Source organism: Serratia grimesii NBRC 13537 (assembly GCF_001590905.1).
GTDB lineage: Bacteria > Pseudomonadota > Gammaproteobacteria > Enterobacterales > Enterobacteriaceae > Serratia > Serratia grimesii.
Map to the genome: position 1 here is coordinate 70350 of NZ_BCTT01000010.1, position 21625 is coordinate 91974.

Here is a 21625-nt window from a genome sequence, read left to right on the forward strand (position 1 = left end):
ACTTTTCATTAAAATTGAAATAGTGTTTCACTGAAATTTTTACCCGTCATCACCCCCTCTTCCTGCAGAATTAATGACCGACTCTGTCCGCATTATCACAATTTTTCTGCCCGCCCCTTTACCGCTGGATTATATGAAGCCCATGATGATAAGGATAAGCAGGTGTGATAATTGCGTCACTGTTTCAGGTAAGGAGCCTAGGGTGGAAAGAAGCGTTTTTTATATTTCGGACGGTACGGCGATCACTGCCGAGGTTTTGGGTCACGCAGTGTTGTCGCAATTTCCGGTGACGGCCACAACCTTTACGCTGCCCTTTGTGGAAACTGAAGCGCGCGCCCGTGGTGTCTGTCAGCAGATTAACGAGATTTATCGTGATACCGGCGTACGGCCGCTGGTGTTTTACTCGATCATCTCGCCGGAAGTGCGCAATGTGATTACTCAAAGTGAAGGGTTTTGTCAGGATATCGTGCAAGCGCTGGTTGGCCCGCTGCAGGGCGAACTGGATGTGGAACCGACCCCGGTACCGAACCGCACCCACGGACTGACTGCCAGCAATCTTGGGAAATATGACGCACGTATTGCCGCCATTGACTACACATTGGCGCACGATGACGGAATTTCGTTGCGTAATCTTGATCAAGCTCAGGTGATTTTGCTCGGTGTGTCTCGCTGCGGAAAGACCCCCACCAGCCTGTACCTGGCGATGCAATTTGGTATTCGCGCCGCCAACTATCCGTTTACCGCCGACGATATGGACAATTTGCATCTTCCTGCCGCGCTGAAGCCGTTTCAGCACAAACTTTTCGGCCTGACTATCGACCCGGAACGTTTAGCCGCGATCCGTGAAGAACGGCGTGAGAATAGCCGTTATGCCTCTATCCGTCAGTGCCGCATGGAACTCGCTGAAGTTGAAGCGCTGTTCCGCAAAAATCAAATTCGCTATCTGAATACGACCAATTATTCGGTAGAAGAAATCTCGACAAAAATTCTGGATATTCTGGGAATGAGCCGTCGCATGTTCTGATAATCTGATGGCGGGGAAGCCCCCTGCCATCTGTTGATGATTTCCTCATAGCCCATAATTTTTGTGCTTTTTTTCGCGGCTTTGATCAAGAGAACACAGTTTCTCCGGTTGAATTCATCGGTTTTTACGTTATTGTGATCGCCATCACTTCCCGGCACTCCTGCCGCAGCGAAGAAAAGTCTTTAGAGAAAATCATGCACAAAACAGATGAACTGCGGACCGCGCGCATCGACAGCCTCGTGACGCCGCAAGCGTTGGCAGAGACGTTGCCGATCTCGGCGGAAATCGCTGACAACGTGACAGCGTCACGTAAGCGAATTGAGAAAATCCTGACCGGTGAGGATCGCCGTCTCCTGGTGGTTATCGGTCCTTGCTCTATCCACGATCTTGACGCTGCCATTGATTATGCCGGCCGACTGAACGCCCTGCGCATTCGTTATCAGGATCGCCTGGAAATCGTGATGCGCACCTATTTTGAAAAACCGCGCACCGTGGTGGGCTGGAAAGGTCTGATCTCCGATCCGGCGCTGGATGGGACTTTCCAGGTGAATCGTGGCATTGAAATGGCCCGTCGACTGTTGCTGGAAGTGAACCAACTCGGCCTGCCCACCGCTACCGAGTTCCTCGACATGGTTGTCGGCCAATACATTGCCGACCTGATCAGTTGGGGTGCGATTGGTGCACGCACCACAGAAAGCCAAATTCACCGTGAAATGGCTTCAGCACTTTCCTGCCCGGTCGGCTTTAAGAACGGGACAGACGGTAACACCCGTATTGCCATTGATGCTATCCGTGCAGCACGTGCCGGGCATATGTTCCTGTCACCGGACAAACACGGGCAGATGACTATCTATCAGACCAGTGGCAATCCGTATGGTCATATCATCATGCGCGGGGGCAAAACGCCGAATTATCACGCGACAGACATCGTTGCCGCTTGCGACAGCCTGCGTGAATTCGATCTGCCGGAACATCTGGTGATCGATTTCAGTCACGGTAACTGTCAGAAATTGCATCGTCGCCAACTGGAAGTGGCAGAAAATGTTTGCCAGCAAATTCGCGCCGGTTCTGTCGCCGTCACCGGTGTGATGGCAGAAAGCTTCCTGGTGGAAGGCACACAGAAAATCGTTGCAGGACAACCACTGACCTACGGCCAGTCGATCACCGATCCTTGCCTGAGCTGGTCCGACAGCGAACAGTTGCTGGCCATGCTCGCGGATGCGGTAGATACCCGCTTCTGATCCACTAACCGGGGCGCCCGCCCCGGCTTTTCCACCCGCCTGCGACTCATCTATAATTATGCCTATTGCAGCGCTATAGAGCGCTTCTGTCACAGGATATGGAGTTCCCTGCATGAGCAATTCACTGTTATCCATCCCCTGCATTACATTGCAAGGGGAACACAAAACCCTGGGTGACTTTCCCGCCCGGGCTTATTTGGTGGTGAATACCGCCAGCAAATGCGGGTTTACTCCGCAGTACCGTGGGTTGGAAAACCTTTGGCAATACTACCGCGAGCGCGGTCTGATGGTACTGGGTTTTCCCTGCAATCAATTCGGTGCGCAAGAACCCGGCGATCCACTGGAAATTGCCAACTTCTGCACGCTGAACTACGGCGTCAGCTTCCCGTTGTTCAGTAAAGTTGAGGTAAACGGCCCCGGCGCACACCCGCTCTTTAACGAATTAAAGCGACTGGCACCGGGCGTATTAGGTAGCCAACGCATCAAATGGAATTTCACCAAGTTCCTGCTGACAGCCGACGGACAACGTGTGAAACGTTTCGCACCGATCACCAAACCCGAACGCTTATTTGACCGCATCGAAACGCTGCTGAAATAACCGCATTTCTTACGGGCTGAGTTGCTCAGCCCGTATCACATCACTTTCCTGCAAAAAGGTTCCATTGGTAAGAAAATTTTCCTTGATGTAACCTTTCGTTCACATGATAATGATTCTCAATTTGATATTAATTACCATTTAAAATCGGCTTTATACACACATGACGATGGATAATAACAACCACAACCAGCCTGCCAAAGCCACGTCCTCCGCTGACAGCGGTCTGGTCTCACCTCCCTGCTACGACAGCGTACAACTGCTCGACGCTGACGGTGTGGCGATCATCATCCATCAGGGCCAGCGCTACCAGTTGCGGCAGACTAAAGCCGGGAAATTGATCCTGACCAAGTAATACCTATCCCTCAACGCCAGCCACCCCGATCGTTTTTGATCCAGGCAGCCAGCAAATCTATTGATATGTTTAAAACATACGGAGAGTTGCGACATGCCTCTGATTCCTTACACCCGGCTGCGTTTATCCGCATTGAGTCTGGCGATTGCCTGCGCTCTGCCGACGGTGACTTTTGCACAAACCAACAGCACGACTTCTTCTCTTTCTACGACGGCGGCTTCGCCAGTGAAAAAGGACAAAACCAGCGACGAAACAATGACCGTGGCCGCCACCGGCAACGCGCGCAGCAGCTTTGAAGCTCCAATGATGGTGACAGTGATCGAACGCGATACGCCGCAAAGCCAAACCGCCACCAGCGCCGCCGATATGCTACGCCGCGTGCCGGGTATTACCGTCAATGGCACCGGCCGCAGTAATGGCCAAGACGTTTTTATGCGCGGTTACGGTAAAAATGGCGTACTGACATTAGTTGATGGCATCCGTCAGGGTACCGACACCGGACACCTTGGTGCGACCTTCCTCGATCCTGCGTTGGTAAAACGTATCGAAGTGGTACGCGGCCCTTCGGCCCTGCTGTATGGCAGCGGTGCTCTGGGTGGCGTAATTGCCTATGAAACGGTGGATGCCGCTGATTTGTTGCTGCCGGGCCATAATAGCGGCTACCGGGTTTACGGCACCGCCGGCAGCGGCGATCACAGCCTGGGTATGGGCGCCAGCGCCTACGGCAAGACTGACAACCTCGACGGCCTGCTGTCATTCGGCACCCGCGATGTCGGTAATCTGCGCCAGGGTAACGGTTTTGATGCGCCGAATGATGAAACCATTAGTAATGTACTGGCTAAAGGAACCTGGACGCTCGATGAGAACCAGTCGTTAAGCGGGGATTTGCGTTACTACAATAACCGGGCTCAGGAGCCCAAAAACCCGCAAGAGTCCGCCAGCAGCAGCGGTAACCGGATGACTGACCGTTCGACAATCCAACGTGACGGTCAACTCAGCTACAAATTGAAACCTGTAGGCCAAGACTGGCTCGATGCAGAAGCCAAAGTCTATTATTCCGAAGTAGAGATTAACGCGCACACCAACGGCAGTGAAGATGAGGCTCGCAAACAAACCACCCGTGGTGCGAAGCTGGAAAACCGCACGCGATTGTTTGCGGACACCTTCGCTTCCCATTTGTTTACCTACGGCAGTGAAGCTTACAAGCAGGAACAAACGCCAGGCGGCGCAACGGAAAGCTTCCCACAGGCAAAAATCAACTTTGCTTCTGGCTGGTTACAAGACGAAATTACCTTGCGTGATTTGCCAATCACCCTGCTTGCCGGGACGCGTTACGATAATTATAAAGGCTCTAGCGACGGGTACGCAGATGTGGATGCCGACAAGTGGTCCTCACGTGGTGCAGTCAGCATCACGCCAACTGACTGGTTGATGCTGTTCGGTTCCTACTCGCAGGCCTTCCGTGCCCCAACGATGGGTGAGATGTACAACGACTCCAAACATTTTTCGATCCCTATGGGACCAACCACTATTACCAACAATTGGGTGCCCAACCCAAATCTGAAACCTGAAACCAATGCGACCCAAGAATATGGTTTCGGATTACGCTTTGACGACCTGCTGTTGGCTGATGACAGCCTGCAATTCAAAGCCAGCTACTTCGACACCAAGGCCCGGGACTACATCACAACAGATGTCACTATGGAATTGGGTCGTGGCCCGCGTGGCCCTTATTGCATCAGTTGTACCACTTTCTCGACCAACATTGACCGGGCAAAAATCTGGGGTTGGGACGCCATGCTGAGTTATAAAACTTCAATTTTTGGCTGGGACTTGGCATACAACCGTACTCGCGGCAAGAACGAAACCAGTGGCGAATGGCTAAACAGCATCAATCCGGATACCGTCACGAGCACACTGGATATCCCGCTGGGTGAAACAGGCTTGTCAACCGGTTGGGTAGCCACTCTCACCCAACGCGCTAGTCGTGTAGAAACCGGCACACCAGAACAAGGTGGCTACGGCGTCAACGATTTTTATCTGAGCTATAAAGGGCGTGAACGCCTGCAAGGCATCACTACTACGGTAGTTCTGGGTAACGCATTCGACAAAGAATACTACTCGCCACAGGGCATTCCGCAGGATGGCCGTAACGCAAAACTGCTGGTCAGCTACCAGTGGTAACGTTTTAATTCCGGCGGGCAACCCGAATGCCCGCCGATTGAACCTCACACAGGAGAACTATCTATGAGCAATACCCTCTACGAACGCTACCAGCAGGCCAAAATTGATAACCCAGGCAAATACGCGCGCGATCTGGCCGAGCTGCTTGGCGTCAGCGAAGCGGAACTGACCCATGCTCGCGTTGATCAGGATACTCGTCGTCTGCAGGCCGATGCTCGTACCCTGCTGACCGAGCTGGAGCAGGTTGGCGTCACCAAATCCATCACTCGCAACAGCTATGCAGTGCATGAGCAAATGGGCCGGTACCGTAACCAGCACCTGAACGGCCACGCTGGACTGATCCTCAACCCACGTGAATTGGATTTGCGGCTGTTCCTCAATCAATGGGCCAGCGTGTTCGCCATGAGCGAAACCAACAAGCGCGGTGTACGTCACAGCATTCAGTTCTTCGATCATCAAGGGGACGCGTTGCATAAAGTATACACCACCGACGAAACCGACCTGGCCGCCTGGATGGCACTGGTGGAACGTCACCTGAGTGCAGACAATCCGACGTTGGAACTGAAAGCCCCGGACGCCACCGTCAGTAACGCCGCACCGGACAACGAAAAGATCGACCGCGAATGGCGTGAAATGACCGATGTTCACCAATTCTTCCAGTTGTTGAGCCGCAACAAACTGACGCGCCAGCAGGCCTTCAAGGCCGTCGGTAACGATCTGGCTTATCGGGTCGATAACAGCGCCTTGGCGCAATTGCTTGATGCCGCCCACAGCTTACAAAACGAGATCATGATTTTTGTCGGCAACCGTGGTTGCGTGCAGATATTCACCGGCCAGATTGAACGTCTGATGCCACAGGAAGGCTGGATTAACGTCTTTAACCGTCGCTTTACCCTGCATCTAATCGAAGATGCAATCGCCGAAAGTTGGATCACCCGTAAACCGACCAAAGACGGCTTTGTCACCAGCCTGGAATTGTTCGCTGCTGACGGCACACAAATTGCCCAGCTCTACGGCCAACGTACTGAGGGTCAACCTGAACAAACCCAGTGGCGTGAGCAAGTCGCCGCACTTGAGCCTAAGGACATTGCTGCATGAAACCTTCATTGATCCGTCGCCTGGCGTTGTGTATTACGCTGGCGTTACCGTTCACCGCGTCGGCGGCAGAACGTATTGTCTCGATAGGTGGTGACGTCACCGAAATTGCCTTCGCACTGGGCGCGGGCGATGAAGTGATAGCGCGAGACAGTACCAGTCTGCAACCGGAAGCCGTCAAAAAGCTGCCGGATGTCGGCTACATGCGCCAACTCAATGCCGAAGGCATTTTGGCGTTAAAACCCACGCTGGTACTGACTACTGCGTTGGCCGAGCCGGCCCTGGTACTCAAACAGCTGGAAGAAAGCGGCGTTAAAGTGGTGCGCATTCCAGGCGATACAACGTTGCAGAGCGTGCCGGAAAAAATCACCGTCATCGCCGATGCGCTGCAACGAGCCGACCAAGGCAAGCAGTTAAACACTCGCTACCAGCAACAACTGGCGGCGATAAAAACGGATGCCTTGCCGGTCAGGGTCTTGTTCGTCATGAGCCATGGCGGTATTACACCCATGGCTGCCGGGCAGCACACCGCGGCCGATGCTGTCATTACAGCAGCAGGTCTGAAAAACGCCATGCAAGGATTCAGCCGCTACCGCCCACTGTCGCAGGAAGGCGTGATCGCCAGCGCTCCCGACCTATTACTGGTCACTACTGACGGCATTAAAACTCTCGGTGGACAGGAACAGCTTTGGAAATTACCCGGCATCGCCCTCACGCCCGCAGGTAAACAACATCGTGTGCTGATCGTTGATGATATGGCGCTGCTCGGCTTTGGGTTAGAAACACCTGCCGCACTGGCTAAATTGCGCAATGCGGCGGAGCAAAAGTAATGCACAGCCGCACTTCCCCACGCCTGGCGATTACCGGTCTACTGGTGTTGCTGGCTGTGCTGGCTCTGTGCGCCGCCAATATGGGGGCACTGACGTTGTCATTCCGCACTTTGTGGCAACAACCCTTTAGCGACACAACCTGGCATATCTGGTTGAATATCCGCCTGCCGCGCGTCCTGTTAGCGGTGGTGATTGGTTGCGCGTTGGCCGTATCCGGCGCCGTCATGCAGGGGCTGTTCCGCAACCCGTTGGCGGACCCCAGTCTATTGGGTATCAGCAGTGGCGGCGCACTGTTTGTCGCGCTGATTATTGTCATGCCGCTGGCCTTGCCACCGGTGATCGCCCTCTATGGCCACATGCTGGCAGCGTTTCTTGGCAGTATGCTGGTATCGATCTTGATCTACGGGATCAGTCGCAGTGGCCACGGCAGCCTGTCGCGTCTGCTACTGGCAGGCATTGCCATTAATGCGCTGTGTATGGCAGCAATTGGCGTGCTGTCTTACCTCAGTAACGATCAGCAATTGCGTCAGTTTTCATTGTGGATGATGGGCAGCTTGAGCCAGTCACAGTGGCCTACGCTGGCCGTTTCCGCCTCGCTTATCTTACCCGCCACCCTACTCACGCTGTTGCAGGCACGTCGACTGAACTTATTGCAACTGGGTGATGAAGAGGCCCATTACCTTGGTGTAAATGTCCAGCGTGCCAAACTGCAGTTGTTGTTATTGAGCGCCTTGTTGATTGGTGCGGCAGTCGCGATGAGCGGTGTTATTGGCTTTATCGGCCTTGTGGTGCCGCATTTGGTGCGTATGCGCCTTGGCGGTGACCATCGCTGGCTGTTACCTTGCTCTGCTCTGGGGGGAGCCTGCCTGTTGTTGGTCAGTGATACGTTTGCACGCACGCTGGTTGCACCGGCGGAAATGCCCGTCGGTTTGATGACCAGTCTGATTGGCGGGCCTTACTTCTTATGGCTGGTTATGCGCCAGCGGGAGCGTGTGGGTGGATAACACATCAAGTCTGACCGCGCAGCAATTACGCTACAGCCTGGGTTCACGCAGGTTAATCAACGACGTTTCACTCAGCATCAACAGTGGTGAAATGGTCGCAATTATCGGACCTAACGGTGCGGGTAAATCGACGTTGCTGCGTTTGTTAACCGGGTATTTAGCTCCAGGCTGTGGCGAATGCCAGTTACTTGGACGTCCGTTGGAACAGTGGCAACCCCAGCAACTGGCGAAAGTGCGTGCGGTGATGCGCCAACATAGCGATTTGGCCTTTCCCTTTACCGTAGAGGAAGTGGTCAGCATGGGGCGAGCGCCACATGGTAAGCGTGATGCGCAGCTAGCAATACAACAGGTGATGGCGCAAACCGACTGTCTCGACTTGGCACAACGAGATTATCGCCAACTTTCCGGCGGTGAGCAGCAGCGAGTGCAACTTGCTCGTGTGTTGGCTCAACTTTGGCAACCGCAACCAACGCCAGCCTGGTTATTTCTTGATGAACCAACCTCAGCACTGGATCTTTACCACCAGCAACATACGCTGAGATTGCTGCGTACACTGACACGCCAACAGCCCATTGCCGTGTGTTGCGTGCTTCACGATCTCAATTTAGCCGCACTGTATGCAGATCGTATTTTATTGCTGCATCAAGGGCAGTTGGTTGCCTCGGGAACACCACAAGAAGTCCTACAGGCCGATATTCTCACCCGCTGGTACCAGGCGGATTTGGGTGTGGTACATCATCCGGAAGTTGCCTTACCGCAAGTATATCTACGCCAATAGTGCCTGGTGTCGGGCTCGGTATACCGTGCCCGACACTTTCCCCAATCAACTCGAGCAGGATATCTCCAGGTGTTTGCCCCAATCCGGTGGCAATGCGGCGAGATCATCGTATTGTGCGGCATCAGCAAACGGCGTCAGCAAAGCCTGATGCAGACGTGCCAGTTTGCTGACATCATTCTGCTCAGCACTTTCAATCGCCTGCTGCGCCAGATAATTGCGCAGGATTAACTTAGGATTCACAGCATTCATTGCCTGTTGACGTTCGGCATCACTCACCTGTTCTTGCTGCAAACGCTGGCGGTATTGCTGATACCAACTGTCGAACGCGGCGCGATCAATAAACTCATCCCGTAGTGGCGACTGTGCCTGTTGTTGTTCCGTTTGGCTCAACAAACGGAAGGTACGGCTATAATCCCGCCCTTCTTGCGCCATCATGCTCAACAACCCGGTAAGCAGGTCATTATCCTGCTGTGACTGCGTGAAGAAACCAAGCTTGGCCCGCATTTGTTCCCCATAGGCTCGCATCAGGGCCGGTTCATAGGCCGCCAGCGCCATCTGTAGCTGTTCAGTGCTCATCAGCCCAGACAAAGTCTGTGCCAGGCGATGGAGGTTCCACAATGCGACTGCTGGCTGATTGTCGAATGCATAACGACCCTGGTGGTCAGAATGGTTACAGATATAGTCGGGCTGGTAATCGTCGAGGAAGCCATACGGACCATAGTCGATGGTAATACCAAGAATCGACATATTATCGGTATTCATCACACCGTGTGCGAACCCAACGGTCTGCCAATGGGCGATAAGCCGTGCGGTACGTTCGACGACATCGGTAAACCACAGCAAGTAGCCATCACTCTGATCTTGAAACTGCGGCCAATGGCGGGCAATGACAAAATCAGCCAATTGTTGCACCTGCTCTGGCTGTTTGCGGTAGTAAAAATGTTCAAAGTGGCCGAAGCGGACATGGCTTTCCGCTACACGCAATAGCATCGCGCCGTGTTCCGGTTGTTCACGGTAGACGGGTTGCTCACTGGTCACGATGGTCAGTGCTCGCGTAGTGGGGATACCCAGATGATGCATTGCCTCAGAGGCCAGGAACTCACGGATCGCCGAGCGTAGCACCGCGCGACCATCGCCCATACGCGAATAGGGCGTCATTCCGGCCCCTTTTAGATGCCAGTCCATACTGCGACCATCGGCCAGTCGTTGTTCACCCAGCAGAATGCCGCGTCCATCGCCCAACTGCCCAGCCCAAACACCGAACTGGTGCCCACTGTACACCTGTGCCAACGGCTTCATCCCCGGCAACAGCGTTTCCCCCGCCCAAATCGCGGTTTTATCTTGGGTAAACCAACTTTCGTCCAGCCCTAACTCGCGTGCGAGCGGCTCACTGTGATACAGCAGGCGGGCACCTTTCAGCGGCGTAGGATTCAATTCGGTATAGAAACCGGGTAACTGATGATGGTAAGCATTTTCAAACTGCGGCATAGGCCCTCCGTTACCACTAGTGTAGAGCCAGGACGGGGCGATTAACACAGAGGAAATGTAGGGAGAACGCATCTGCCTGAAACGTGGGCAGATGCGGGGAGATCAGCGTTTATGCCGATACGGCTTAAATGCTTTTTTACGCTGGTAGATAAAGTACTTAATCAGCGAGAAAATGATAATGAATAACAGCGCCGGAATCACAGAAAAAATCATCCAGTCCATTATTGGCTCCGTTGTGTGCAGTACTCTCAATTATTGTTTTTAAACTCATCGGGTGTTACCCGTAACGCTGCCAGATTACCCACACCGACGCTAGGCCATAAAAAACCTTGCAGCCCAAAAACGCCAGCATGTCTGAGCTTATTAAAGTATTCCTCTTTCTCTATTCCTCCGACGATCACCCCCTTACACAGCAGATTGATATTTTTTAATAGCGAGTCAATGACCACGTCATATCCCTGATGGGTAAACAACTGCCAGTAAAAACGCTTGTCAATTTTCACATAGTCGAACAAACCATCATACAATGCGGTCAATGTTGCCTGACCAGAACCAAAATCATCCAACCACAGCGAAAACCTCTCGCTAAGCTGGTAGATTTTTTCATTGTTTTTACCTGCCGAAAGATTTGGAAAACCTTCACTGATTTCAAAGGCAATAAATGGCCATTTCCTGATGCGTTCGCACAGTTGATCATCAGTGAGAATCAGATCGACAAGAGTTTCTTCGATATTAAGCGTCAACAACACGTTGTTTTCGGCAAACCAGGATGCATTCTGTTCTGCCAATTTCAATTGCTCATTAAATAACTCAATCCTTTGCTCAGCGGTCAATAAATTAATCCCAATGTCAGCCGGCATAGCCAAATCACCGTCCAGACTATTAAAACGGTTCAAGATTTCTACCGCTAACAGCCTGCCCTCCATTGAGTAAACAGGTTGAAAAACATAGCTACTAATAAAGTCAGCTTCGAATTGGATTTTCATTTCAATGCCACAGGCTGAATGGCGAGCACCTCATCGTATATCAATATATTTTATCGATCAATCCCTCTGAGATTAATCGGAAATATCAATGCACTTCTCCATAACTTATCATTTAATTGATAGATTAAAGCTATATTCAGGTGTTAATGGACTGAAACAAAAACAATTTGGCTTAAGGGAAAACCCGAGCATTACACCCGAACCAAAGCGATATTTAGCTTAAGTGATATAGTCACGCTGAAAATTTGACTTATTATCATTGTTTTAATTAAAGAAAATCCTAACAATGGCAATCTATTAACAGGGTATAAAACCTGCATAAGCACAAACAGCACACAAACTGATTAAATTTAATTACGCATCAATTTCGCCCGTTATTCCTTGCATTGAAACTGTAAAAAAATGCCACCTTGATTTCTAAGAAATCTATGCTACCCCAGTGTTTTAACTGCATTTTTTAGCAAGGAAGGGATAACGGAAGACAGTATCCCCTTCTTTCTGGCATAAAAAAGGGATGAGTTGCCTCATCCCAGAAGATTCAGAACCTGAATGTTATTTAATCGTCTCTACCAGCCATTGCCGCAGCTCGGCCAATTCAGTCCCCTGTTCTGGGAACTGGGTAATCAGACTGTCACAGCAAGCTGCCAGTGCATCACTACGGTAGGCACAGCCAATCAGCATTTCGGCTAAACGTTGTAATGGTGCCGGGCTAAGGCTGTCGGTAAAGATTTGCGCCCGACAGATGAGCCCCTTTTCTACGTCAAAGAAGATATCTACCCCGCCCCAGACAAAACGTTCATTCAGCAAATGGCTAAACGCCGGCGCTTTGCCAAAATTCCATTCCCAACTGCTTTGTTTGGCGAACTGCGCGGCAAAATCCGGCAGGTTGGGATAAACATCAGGTGAGATGATCTCCGCCGAGACAGTCTCTCCATAGTAATCAAAGAACGCCTGAGTCACGGCGTCACACACTTGCTCATGGCTGATACCGGGTTGAAACTCGGACAAATTGGCAACGCGAGAACGCACGGACGTGATGCCTTTAGCCTGCAATTTTTTCGGGTCCGGATTAAGGTAGTCCGCCAAGCGATTAAGATCGGCGTTCAGCAATAACGTACCGTGGTGGAACCCGCGATCCTGCGTTTCTCGGTAGGCCGAACCGGAGATTTTGCGCACGCCGTCTGCGGTCTCGATCACCAGATCATTACGCCCGGATGCGGTGGCGGAAATACCCAGCTGTGCCAACGCCTGCAAAATAATCCCGGTGGAGACCGTCTTATCGTAATCGGGTTTGCCCGCCATAAAGGTAAAGCAGGTATTCCCCAGATCGTGAAATACCGCGCCGCCGCCGCTGCTACGACGAGCCAGGCGAATGCCGTCCTGCTCCATCCTGCGGGTATTGCACTCTTTCCACGGGTTTTGTGACTGGCCAATGACCACTGTTTCGGCGTTGCGCCATAAGAACAGAATTTTCTGCGTCGTCATTTCGCGGAATATACATTCTTCCACAGCCAGATTGAACCAAGGATCGTAAGAATCGGAAATCAGTAAGCGTAAACGTGTCATGGCGGTCACCGTTAAATACGTGATACCACCATGATACACCAAATCAAAGAGTTAAGACTAAATGCGGCGAGCTTGCCAGTAGGCTTTCTTCCAATACACGTTGTCCAGTGACGAGCGCATCACGCCCCGGCTGGTGGACGCGTGTATGAACTGATCGTTCGTATCATAAATACCCACGTGCAAACCGTTCTCGCCAGCACCTGTTTTGAAAAAGACCAAATCGCCCGGCATTAGCTCATCACGAGACACTTTGGTACCCAGAGACGTTTGCTCTGCTGTGGAGCGAGGTAATTGCATATCGAAACGGTCGCGGAAGGTGCGATAGACGAACCCGGAGCAATCCACGCCCCCCCGATCCACCCCACCGTAACGATAAGGTGCACCATACCATTGGCGCAGCTGCTCATTTAACTGAGCCACCACCACAATGGAGTCCGCCAACCGGCCGCTTGGAGGCGGTGCATGGCTGCTGCAACCAGCCAGTATTAAACTGGCGAGTAAAAACCAAATACGCATCCGCATAATATCCCTTCATTGAACACGCTGCCGCATCATGCCGTCCGGTAAAGCATACCGCCTGCGAGGCAAAGCTGGCACCACGTAAGGAGATCGCTATTTTGGGCTAATTTATCCCCCACCGGGGGAAAAAGGCAAGCGCTGTGAAGGAGATAATCGTATTAGCGGCAGTTTTTGTGTTATTGGGGCGTTTTTACCTTGGTCTGGCTGTTAATCAACCACACGCCAAACAGGATAAACAACGTACCCAATGTTTTCAGTAAGGTGGCCGATTCGTTAAACCATGGCAAAATCACCGCTGCCAGGTAGACCAATGCATAACTGACACTCAGCAATGGATAAGCGCGGTTAAGGGGCAAATGATGGAGCGCGAAGAACCAGCATAGCATCGACAATGCATAGCCAAAGATACCGCCACTGACCGCCAGAAGCGGTAGCCAATATTGACTAAACAAACTGAGAGTAACATCAGCAAATGACATCAGTGGGATCTGCGACATCCCCCATTTCATTAACAGCTGTGCCAGCGTAACCAGCAATACGCTGGCAGCGCCCCAGGCATAACCTCTCATGGATTTATACTCATCAGCAGGATCCCCAGCATAATCGAACCTACACCACACCAATGCCGTACGGTAGTCGGTTCTTTAAACAACCAGCGGGCGGCAAGCGTCACCAGCACAAAGTTCAGGCTGAGTGTCGGATAGGCCAAACTGAGCGGCAAACGTTGCAATACGTTAAGCCACACCGCCATACCTAGCCCCAACAGCAATACCGCCAGTGCCAGCCAACGCAGCGTTGGCCCCCGCCTGACGGCGGGAGCTAACTGCCAGCACTGAGCGGCCTGTTTCTGGCACAGCTGCCCACCACAGGTGAGCAAGCTGACCACAATGACCAACAGATAGCCGATGATCATGGCTGCTGTTGGTACCAGAACAATGCCAGACGATTCATTACCTGCACCTTATCTGCTATCGGCAGATTTTGCTGGTCAATGCTTTCGCCTCGGGACAACTGCAAGACCAGTGAAACATCACCCTGCTTGCGTGCCTGAGCCAACCACTGCGGGAAATCAGCATCGCTGATGAAATGGCTACGCGCATCTGCGTAGTCCAACCCATAGGAAACTTCGCCCTTCTGGTTAAACATCAGCACATCACTGCGCTTCAATTCCCAGGCCAAACCCGCAGCCACGCCAACGCTATCAGTCAACACATAGCGACTGTGGCTTAACTCAGCCATATTGGCCTGCGCGAAGTTTTGCGGCAATTTGGAGTCAGTGACCTGTTGTGGGATAGCATAACCAATCAGCAGGCACAGCAGCAACGGACAAGCCGCCGCCCAGCTCCAGCGTTTTGCGTTATTACGCACCGATACGACAGCAAACAACAACCAACCGGCAAAGGCGATAATGCCGATGACGATCTTCGGCCACTCTTGTGCGGTAAACAAATGCACTTTAGGCAACAACCCGGAGCCCAGAACCACCAGCGCCAAGATGCCGATCAATCCAAATAACCCGTTTAATACGGCGTTAACCTTGAAGACCTTACTGCGCAGTGCCGCCACGCAATCTTCAGCATAAGCCGCCATTAACAGCGCCATCGGCGCCATGCATGGCAGAATATAGGTTGGCAATTTGCCCTTGGCAATGCTGAAGAAGATCAACGGCATCATCACCCAACTCAGCAAGAAGAACAGTTCAGGTCGTTGAACCCGTTCACGCCAGCCTTTGAGCAGCGCCCCCGGCAAGAGTGCCAGCCATGGCAATACGGCGGCCATCAGAATCGGGATGTAATACCAGAATGGTGCTTTGTGCTGGGCGTTGTCTTCAACGAAACGCTGAATATGTTCAACCCAGAAGAAGTAATTCCAGAAGTCCGGCTCACGTTGAGCAATGGCCAGCGCCCAAGGCAAGCTCAGCAGTACCGCAACCACGATCGCCACAGGGCCATAAATCAACAGATCTTTAATCCGCCGCTGCTGAATAACAATCGGGATCACCGCAATCACCGGCACCGCCAGTGCCAGGAAGCCCTTGGTCATAAAGCCCATTCCACAAGCTAAGCCCAGCAGCACGTAGCCACCCAGCTTGCCTTTAACCGTGGTGGATTTCAGCGTCAGGTAATAACTGACCATGGCTGCAGCCAGCCACAACGATATCATCGGATCCAATACGCTGTAGGTGCCGATGCTGAATACCAGCACCATAGACAGGAAAATCAGTACCGCCAGGCAAGCACGGTGGGCATTACGCCACATCAGCATTGCCAGTACAAACACCAGTAACGCAGTCATGCCGGTGCTAAATACCGAACCAAAGCGCACCGCAAAGTTAGTATCACCAAACAACCATTGGCTGATGTTGTTGAACCAATAGCCGGCGACCGGTTTTTCAAAATAGCGTAGACCGAGCAAATGCGGCACGACCCAGTCGCCACGCTGCAGCATCTCTCGGCTGATTTCAGCATAGCGAGTTTCATCCGGTTGCCACAACAGGCGACCGTTGAGAGGAATCAGGTAAACCAAAGCAAAAAAAATGGCCAATAAAATGGCCCATGATCCTTTTAGCGCCTTCATGAATCGTCCTTCACATCGGTTTGACAGCCCAGCCAACCTTCGCGGCCAGGGAAAGGAGCACGCTCGACGCGGCCCAATGGCAATGAAGCCAAATCTTGGGGCAACAGTGCGCTTAACGGACAGAATTCTATGCCCTGCCGTTGCGCCCGCTGCAGTAACTGCTCAAACATCGTTGCCTGTGACATACCCTCTACTTCAGTGTGAATGGTATACACCGGCACACCCTGATCGCTTTCAATGGCCCGCAGAATGTAATCGTTAAAGTCAGCCATACTCACTTCACTACCAATGACCTCATCAAAGGTCGGTAGCGTGACGGGGATCTGTACGGTTCCCAGGCGACCATCGCTTAGCACAGGACGGAAGGGATGCGTACCGCGGCAATCGCTGTTGTAGTGAAAACCAAAGCGCTGCTTCACTTCCAACACCCGCGTATCTGCACGCCAACCGGCAACCGCCGAACATTTAACCGGCTGACCGGTACTGGCAGCCAGTGCGTCCACACCAAGTTGAACCTGCTGCGTCAGCTCAGCCTCAGACCAGCGGCCAACTTTGGCCTGCCAACCCTGGTGATCCCAGGCATGTAACCCGACCTCATGCCCGGCCTCTGCGGTAAGTTTCATCAACGGACCCAGCCGACGGGAGATATTGCGTCCCGGCCAGGCGGTACCTGCCAGCAAAATGTCCAAGCCATACAGTGATGCAGCGTTAGAACGCAGCATTTTCCACAGGAATTTCGGACGCAAAAGGCGCCACAGATGGCGCCCCATATTGTCCGGTCCTACGCTGAAAAAGAAACTGGCCTGAATATTGTACTTATCGAACAACTCCAGCAACTGCGGCACCCCTTCCCGGGTGCCGCTGAAGGTATCTACATCAACTCGCAGACCGACTTTCTTCATGCACCGTCACCTTCCTGAACGGTTGTGCGCAAGAAGTAATCCAGCGTATCAGCAACGGTTTGCTGCATCGCGATGGTCGGCTGCCAATCCAGCAAGCGACGTGCATTCTTGATGCTTGGCGTACGGTGCTCAACGTCCTGATAACCTTTACCGTAGTAGCTGCTGCTTTCCACATCTTTGAAACCGGCAAACGGCGGGAAACGATCGCGCAGCGGGTGGTTATTGAAGCTTTCGAGCAGCATTTCTGCTAATTCGCGGATGCTGGCTTCATTGGTCGGGTTACCGATGTTAACGATCTGACCGTCACACAGGCCATCGCGGTTTTCGATAATACGGAACAGTGCCTCGATACCGTCGTTGATGTCAGTGAAGCAACGTTTTTGCGCCCCGCCATCCATCAATTTGATTGGAGAACCTTCGACCAGATTGAGGATCAGCTGGGTAATGGCACGGGAAGAACCAATACGCGCGGCATCCAGGTTATCCAGACGAGGCCCCATCCAGTTAAACGGACGGAACAGTGTGAACTTCAGGCCTTCTTTGGCACCGTATGCCCAGATAACCCGATCCAGCAACTGCTTGGACACCGAGTAAATCCAGCGCTGCTTGTTGATTGGACCCACAATCAGGCGTGAGTGGTCTTCATCAAATTCCTTATCGTCACACATGCCATACACTTCGGAGGTGGACGGGAAGATAATGCGCTTATTGTATTTCACGCAATCACGGACGATTTTCAGGTTTTCTTCAAAATCCAGCTCGAACACGCGCAGTGGGTTGCGGGTATATTCGATTGGCGTCGCAATCGCCACCAACGGCAGAACGACATCACATTTCTTAATGTGATACTCAATCCATTCGGAGTGAATGCTGATGTCACCTTCCACAAAGTGGAAACGTGGGTTATCCAGGAAACGGCTGATAGCGTCAGAGCCGATATCCAGACCGTAAATATCGTAACGGTCATCACGCAACAGACGTTCGGTCAGGTGGTTACCGATGAAACCGTTAACGCCGAGGATCAGCACGCGTGTTCTGCGCTTCATCACTGCGTTTGGCTTAGCGGCCAGGCGCACGTCGGTGACGATACCCATTTCCTGTGCCAGACGGCTGCCCTGCACGTACAGGCCCACATCGTTTTGGCCAGCAACAATTTCCAGTGCACCTTCACCACAGGCAATGATCAGCGGAGAAGTGCTGAGCACGGTACCCGGCTGCTTGTCATGCTGAGTATCCAGTACACGGGCGCGCCAGACGATTAATTTACGCTGACCGAGATAGCTGAAAGCACCTGGGTAAGGTTCGGTAACAGCACGCACCAGGTTGTTGATTTCCTGTGCGGATTTATGCCACAGAATTTCGCCGTCTGCCGCAGTGCGGCGACCAAAATAGCTGGCTTCGGCTTCATTTTGCGCGGTGAAAGTGGCTGTGCCGTTTTTCAGTTTTGGCAACTCATCTTTCAGCAGTACCTGCGCTGCTTCCAATACTTTTTTGTGCAACGTCAGGGCAGTGTCATCTGCGGCGATCGCCACTTTACGTTGACCAACGATGTCACCTGCATCTGGGCGCTTGACCATTTTATGCAGCGTCGCGCCGGTTTCGGTTTCACCATTCACCAACACCCAGTTCACTGGTGCGCGACCACGGTAGTGTGGCAGCAGTGAACCGTGCAGGTTGAAACCGCCTTTCGGTGCCAGTGACAGAAGTTCGTCGCTCAGCAGATTGCGATAATAGAATGAGAAAATAACGTCCGGCTGCATCTGACGGATACGTTCGATCCACAGCGGGTGGTTAACGTCATCCGGCGCATAAACCGGCAACTCCAATTCTGCACCCAAGCGGGCAACGGAGGAGAAGAAGTTGTTCTCACCAGGATCGTCGGTATGCGTGAATACCGCCTGAACATCATAGCCTGCGTCAGTCAGCGCTTTCAGACCTGCGCAGCCAATATCATGGTAAGCAAATACAATAGCTTTCATTATTCTTCTTCCTGAGTATTGTGAGTCGGTTGTTCGCCGACCACTTTCTGAACAAAATAACGGGGACGAGCACGCACGTCGGTATAGATACGACCGATGTACTCTCCCAGCAGGCCCATGCCGACAAATTGGGCGCCGATAAAGGTAAATAATACGGCAAACAGGGTGAACACCCCGCCGCCTGACCATTCAGGTCCCATAATCAAACGCAGTGCGATCAACAGCACTGCCAATACGAAACCTGAAAGAGCTATCACGCTGCCCACCACGCTGAGCAAACGCAGCGGTGTTGTTGTCAGACAGGTGATCAGGTCATACATCAGGTTAATCAGCTTCATCAGGCTATATTTGGAATCGCCAAACTCACGCTCAGCGTGCAGTACCTCAATTTCTGTGGTGCGGCGCGCGAAGGTATTAGCCAGAATAGGGATAAAGGTACTGCGTTCGTGGCAGTTCAGCATTGCCTCGATAATATGGCGGCGGTAGGCACGTAGCATGCAACCGTAGTCCCCCATCGATTTGCCGGTAGCGCGTTGGATCATCATATTGATGATGCGCGAGGCACTTTTTCGGAACCAGGAATCCTGACGATTAGCACGTACGGTGCCCACAACGTCATAGCCTTCTTCCGCCACGCGCACTAAACGCGGGATCTCTTCTGGCGGGTTTTGCAAATCGGCATCCAGCGTAATCACCAGATCGCCGCTCACCTGATTGAAACCGGCCATGATCGCCGAGTGCTGGCCGTAGTTACGGTTAAGCAATACAGCAATAACACAGCTGCCTGGCTGTTCAGCCGCGGCGGTCAACATGTCAGCAGAGTTGTCGCTGCTGCCGTCATCGACCAGGATAATTTCATAAGGTTGGGTCAATTGTTTACAGGCAGCACTGGTACGCTCAAGCAAAGCAGGTAAGCTTTCCTGCTCGTTGTATACCGGAATAACCACCGAAACTTTTTTTATCGGTTCAACGCGAGACACGTAACGACTCCACAACAGAAGACAAGGCTTTGACCACGCGATCAACATCGTCGTCGGTCATATCAGGGAATAACGGTAAGGTACACAGGCGCGCCGAGTTCCATTCAGTATTCGGCAAGGACAGCTGCGGATAACGTTCACGGTAAAATTTTTGGGTGTGGGCCGCGCGGAAATGCAGACCGGTACCAATACCCACTTCTTTCAAGCGTTCCATCAGCTGGTCACGGTCAATCCCACAACGCTCGGCGTCAACACGTACCATAAACAGATGCCACGCGTGGTCATGCGGGTAATCCGGCAAGCCCAACGGCAAGAAAGGCGAGCCTTCCAGCGCGGTGAGATAACGCTGCGCCAGCGCTTTGCGGCGAGCATTAAGCTGCGGTAAGCGGGCCAGTTGCACCACGGCGATGGCCGCATGAATATCAGAAAGATTGTATTTGTAGCCAGGCTCGACCACTTCGGCCTGAGGTTTGCGCCCCAGTTGCTGGCGATCAAAAGCATCAACGGCCAGGCCGTGGAATTTCAAACAACGCAGGCGATCCGCCAATTCGTCATCGTCGGTGGCAATCAGGCCACCTTCGGCACAGGTCAGGTTTTTAATCGCGTGGAATGAGAAGATTGCCGTGCCACGTGCACCCACCCACTCACCGTTGTAACGGGAACCTACTGCGTGGGCGGCGTCTTCAATCAGGGGAATGTTGTGACGTTGAGCCACATCGCGCAATGCATCCATTTGCAGGGGCGCGCCAGCGTAATGTACCGGAACAATAGCTTTGGTTTTTGCAGTAATTGCAGCTTCAACATCGCTGGCGCTGACCATCAGTGTATCGCGATCAACGTCAATCATGACCGGCGTCGCACCGAGCAATTCAATCATGTTGAGGGTGGAAACCCAGGTCTGTGAGGGTGTGATAACTTCGTCGCCTGGGCCGATACCCAGAGCCATCAGGGTGATGTGCATACCGGCGGTGGCGGAACAAACAGCAATGGCATGTTTACAGCCGAAGGTAGCGCAAAACTCACTTTCCAACTGCTGATTTTGCGGCCCGGTAGTGATCCAACCTGAGCGCAATACCCTTTCTACCGCCGCGATTTCTTCATCGCCAATCGCTGGGCGTGAGAAAGGTAAAAATTGATCCATAGTTAACCCCAAACGTATCAAACTTCTTTTAATGACACTGTAGATCTCTTTTATTTAACGAATATTAAACGCCAGAGAGAATCGTTCCTGGTGGATTAACTGCCAATGTACGGCCGCAAGCTTAACTAAACCTTAAGATGCGATTTATTATCAGTTAGCTATCTGATCTGCGAGGGCCATCATCATAAAATTAAATTTATTTAAAAATCAACTTGTTATAGTTATTTGTAATTATTTATTTATTGTTTCTGAACTTAATCATCGTAGCACGTCAGCGACGGTTTTCAAGATTCGGTAGACAATTTTAAGCAAAAAGGGAAATAAAGCCGGTCGTTACCCGGCTATTTATATCGGGTACGTTTAATTTTCGTTTAGAGCGAA

Annotated in this window: 20 protein-coding genes; 9 read left to right on the plus strand and 11 right to left on the minus strand. The window is 52.2% G+C overall.

Annotation, left to right across the window (positions count from 1 at the left end; all coding sequences use genetic code 11):
* Positions 1-202: 202 nt before the first annotated feature.
* From ppsR to SGR01S_RS12180, 9 genes are all read left to right on the plus strand, one after another.
* Positions 203-1024 (plus strand): posphoenolpyruvate synthetase regulatory kinase/phosphorylase PpsR, encoded by an 822-nt coding sequence (gene ppsR, locus SGR01S_RS12140; RefSeq protein ID WP_037418633.1) that lies wholly within the window; start codon positions 203-205, stop codon positions 1022-1024.
* Positions 1025-1218: 194 nt separating this feature from the next.
* Positions 1219-2265 carry a 3-deoxy-7-phosphoheptulonate synthase gene (locus SGR01S_RS12145; RefSeq protein ID WP_037418629.1) on the plus strand — a complete coding sequence of 349 codons (1047 nt, stop codon included), beginning with the start codon at positions 1219-1221 and terminating at the stop codon, positions 2263-2265.
* A 112-nt stretch (positions 2266-2377) separates the two neighbouring features.
* Positions 2378-2863 carry a glutathione peroxidase gene (locus SGR01S_RS12150; RefSeq protein WP_037418626.1) on the plus strand — a complete coding sequence of 162 codons (486 nt, stop codon included), beginning with the start codon at positions 2378-2380 and terminating at the stop codon, positions 2861-2863.
* 160 nt (positions 2864-3023) lie between these two features.
* A complete protein-coding gene (hemP, locus tag SGR01S_RS12155) occupies positions 3024-3215 on the plus strand; it encodes a hemin uptake protein HemP (protein ID WP_172479780.1) in 192 nt (63 codons plus the stop codon).
* Between the two features lie 93 nt (positions 3216-3308).
* The gene (locus SGR01S_RS12160; protein ID WP_061807557.1) at positions 3309-5399 is read left to right on the plus strand and encodes a TonB-dependent hemoglobin/transferrin/lactoferrin family receptor; all 2091 of its coding nucleotides are present in this window, start codon (positions 3309-3311) and stop codon (positions 5397-5399) included.
* Positions 5400-5462: 63 nt separating this feature from the next.
* Positions 5463-6497, plus strand: coding sequence for a hemin-degrading factor (locus SGR01S_RS12165; RefSeq protein ID WP_061807558.1), 1035 nt, complete (start codon positions 5463-5465; stop codon positions 6495-6497).
* A complete protein-coding gene (locus tag SGR01S_RS12170; protein WP_061807559.1) occupies positions 6494-7324 on the plus strand; it encodes a heme/hemin ABC transporter substrate-binding protein in 831 nt (276 codons plus the stop codon). Before SGR01S_RS12165 ends, SGR01S_RS12170 begins: the two co-directional genes overlap by 4 nt.
* Positions 7324-8328: a FecCD family ABC transporter permease gene (locus SGR01S_RS12175; protein WP_061807560.1), complete on the plus strand. Its 1005-nt coding sequence runs from the start codon at positions 7324-7326 to the stop codon at positions 8326-8328. Before SGR01S_RS12170 ends, SGR01S_RS12175 begins: the two co-directional genes overlap by 1 nt.
* The gene (locus SGR01S_RS12180) at positions 8321-9106 is read left to right on the plus strand and encodes a heme ABC transporter ATP-binding protein (RefSeq protein ID WP_037418616.1); all 786 of its coding nucleotides are present in this window, start codon (positions 8321-8323) and stop codon (positions 9104-9106) included. Before SGR01S_RS12175 ends, SGR01S_RS12180 begins: the two co-directional genes overlap by 8 nt.
* 45 nt (positions 9107-9151) lie before the next feature.
* Here SGR01S_RS12180 and SGR01S_RS12185 read toward each other — a convergent pair whose 3' ends face one another.
* The 11 genes from SGR01S_RS12185 to arnB form a co-directional block, all read right to left on the minus strand.
* A complete protein-coding gene (locus tag SGR01S_RS12185; protein WP_061807561.1) occupies positions 9152-10594 on the minus strand; it encodes a protein adenylyltransferase SelO in 1443 nt (480 codons plus the stop codon).
* Positions 10595-10842: 248 nt separating this feature from the next.
* Positions 10843-11580: an EAL domain-containing protein gene (locus tag SGR01S_RS12190; RefSeq protein ID WP_037418614.1), complete on the minus strand. Its 738-nt coding sequence runs from the start codon at positions 11578-11580 to the stop codon at positions 10843-10845.
* 552 nt (positions 11581-12132) lie between these two features.
* Positions 12133-13146, minus strand: coding sequence for a lipoate--protein ligase (gene lplA / locus SGR01S_RS12195; RefSeq protein WP_061807562.1), 1014 nt, complete (start codon positions 13144-13146; stop codon positions 12133-12135).
* A 57-nt stretch (positions 13147-13203) separates the two neighbouring features.
* Positions 13204-13668, minus strand: a complete 465-nt coding sequence (locus tag SGR01S_RS12200) for an NlpC/P60 family protein (RefSeq protein ID WP_037418610.1) — start codon at positions 13666-13668, stop codon at positions 13204-13206.
* Positions 13669-13841: 173 nt separating this feature from the next.
* A complete protein-coding gene (gene arnF, locus SGR01S_RS12205) occupies positions 13842-14234 on the minus strand; it encodes a 4-amino-4-deoxy-L-arabinose-phosphoundecaprenol flippase subunit ArnF (RefSeq protein WP_037418607.1) in 393 nt (130 codons plus the stop codon).
* Positions 14231-14578: a 4-amino-4-deoxy-L-arabinose-phosphoundecaprenol flippase subunit ArnE gene (gene arnE, locus SGR01S_RS12210; RefSeq protein ID WP_061807563.1), complete on the minus strand. Its 348-nt coding sequence runs from the start codon at positions 14576-14578 to the stop codon at positions 14231-14233. Before arnE ends, arnF begins: the two co-directional genes overlap by 4 nt.
* Positions 14575-16242, minus strand: a complete 1668-nt coding sequence (arnT, locus tag SGR01S_RS12215) for a lipid IV(A) 4-amino-4-deoxy-L-arabinosyltransferase (RefSeq protein WP_061807564.1) — start codon at positions 16240-16242, stop codon at positions 14575-14577. Before arnT ends, arnE begins: the two co-directional genes overlap by 4 nt.
* Positions 16239-17144: a 4-deoxy-4-formamido-L-arabinose-phosphoundecaprenol deformylase gene (gene arnD / locus SGR01S_RS12220; protein ID WP_061807565.1), complete on the minus strand. Its 906-nt coding sequence runs from the start codon at positions 17142-17144 to the stop codon at positions 16239-16241. The genes arnT and arnD overlap by 4 nt, the downstream gene beginning before the upstream one ends.
* Positions 17141-19123, minus strand: a complete 1983-nt coding sequence (arnA, locus tag SGR01S_RS12225; RefSeq protein ID WP_037418597.1) for a bifunctional UDP-4-amino-4-deoxy-L-arabinose formyltransferase/UDP-glucuronic acid oxidase ArnA — start codon at positions 19121-19123, stop codon at positions 17141-17143. The genes arnD and arnA overlap by 4 nt, the downstream gene beginning before the upstream one ends.
* Positions 19123-20103, minus strand: a complete 981-nt coding sequence (gene arnC / locus SGR01S_RS12230) for an undecaprenyl-phosphate 4-deoxy-4-formamido-L-arabinose transferase (protein ID WP_037418594.1) — start codon at positions 20101-20103, stop codon at positions 19123-19125. The genes arnA and arnC overlap by 1 nt, the downstream gene beginning before the upstream one ends.
* Positions 20090-21244: a UDP-4-amino-4-deoxy-L-arabinose aminotransferase gene (gene arnB / locus SGR01S_RS12235; protein WP_037418591.1), complete on the minus strand. Its 1155-nt coding sequence runs from the start codon at positions 21242-21244 to the stop codon at positions 20090-20092. Before arnB ends, arnC begins: the two co-directional genes overlap by 14 nt.
* Positions 21245-21625 lie beyond the last annotated feature (381 nt).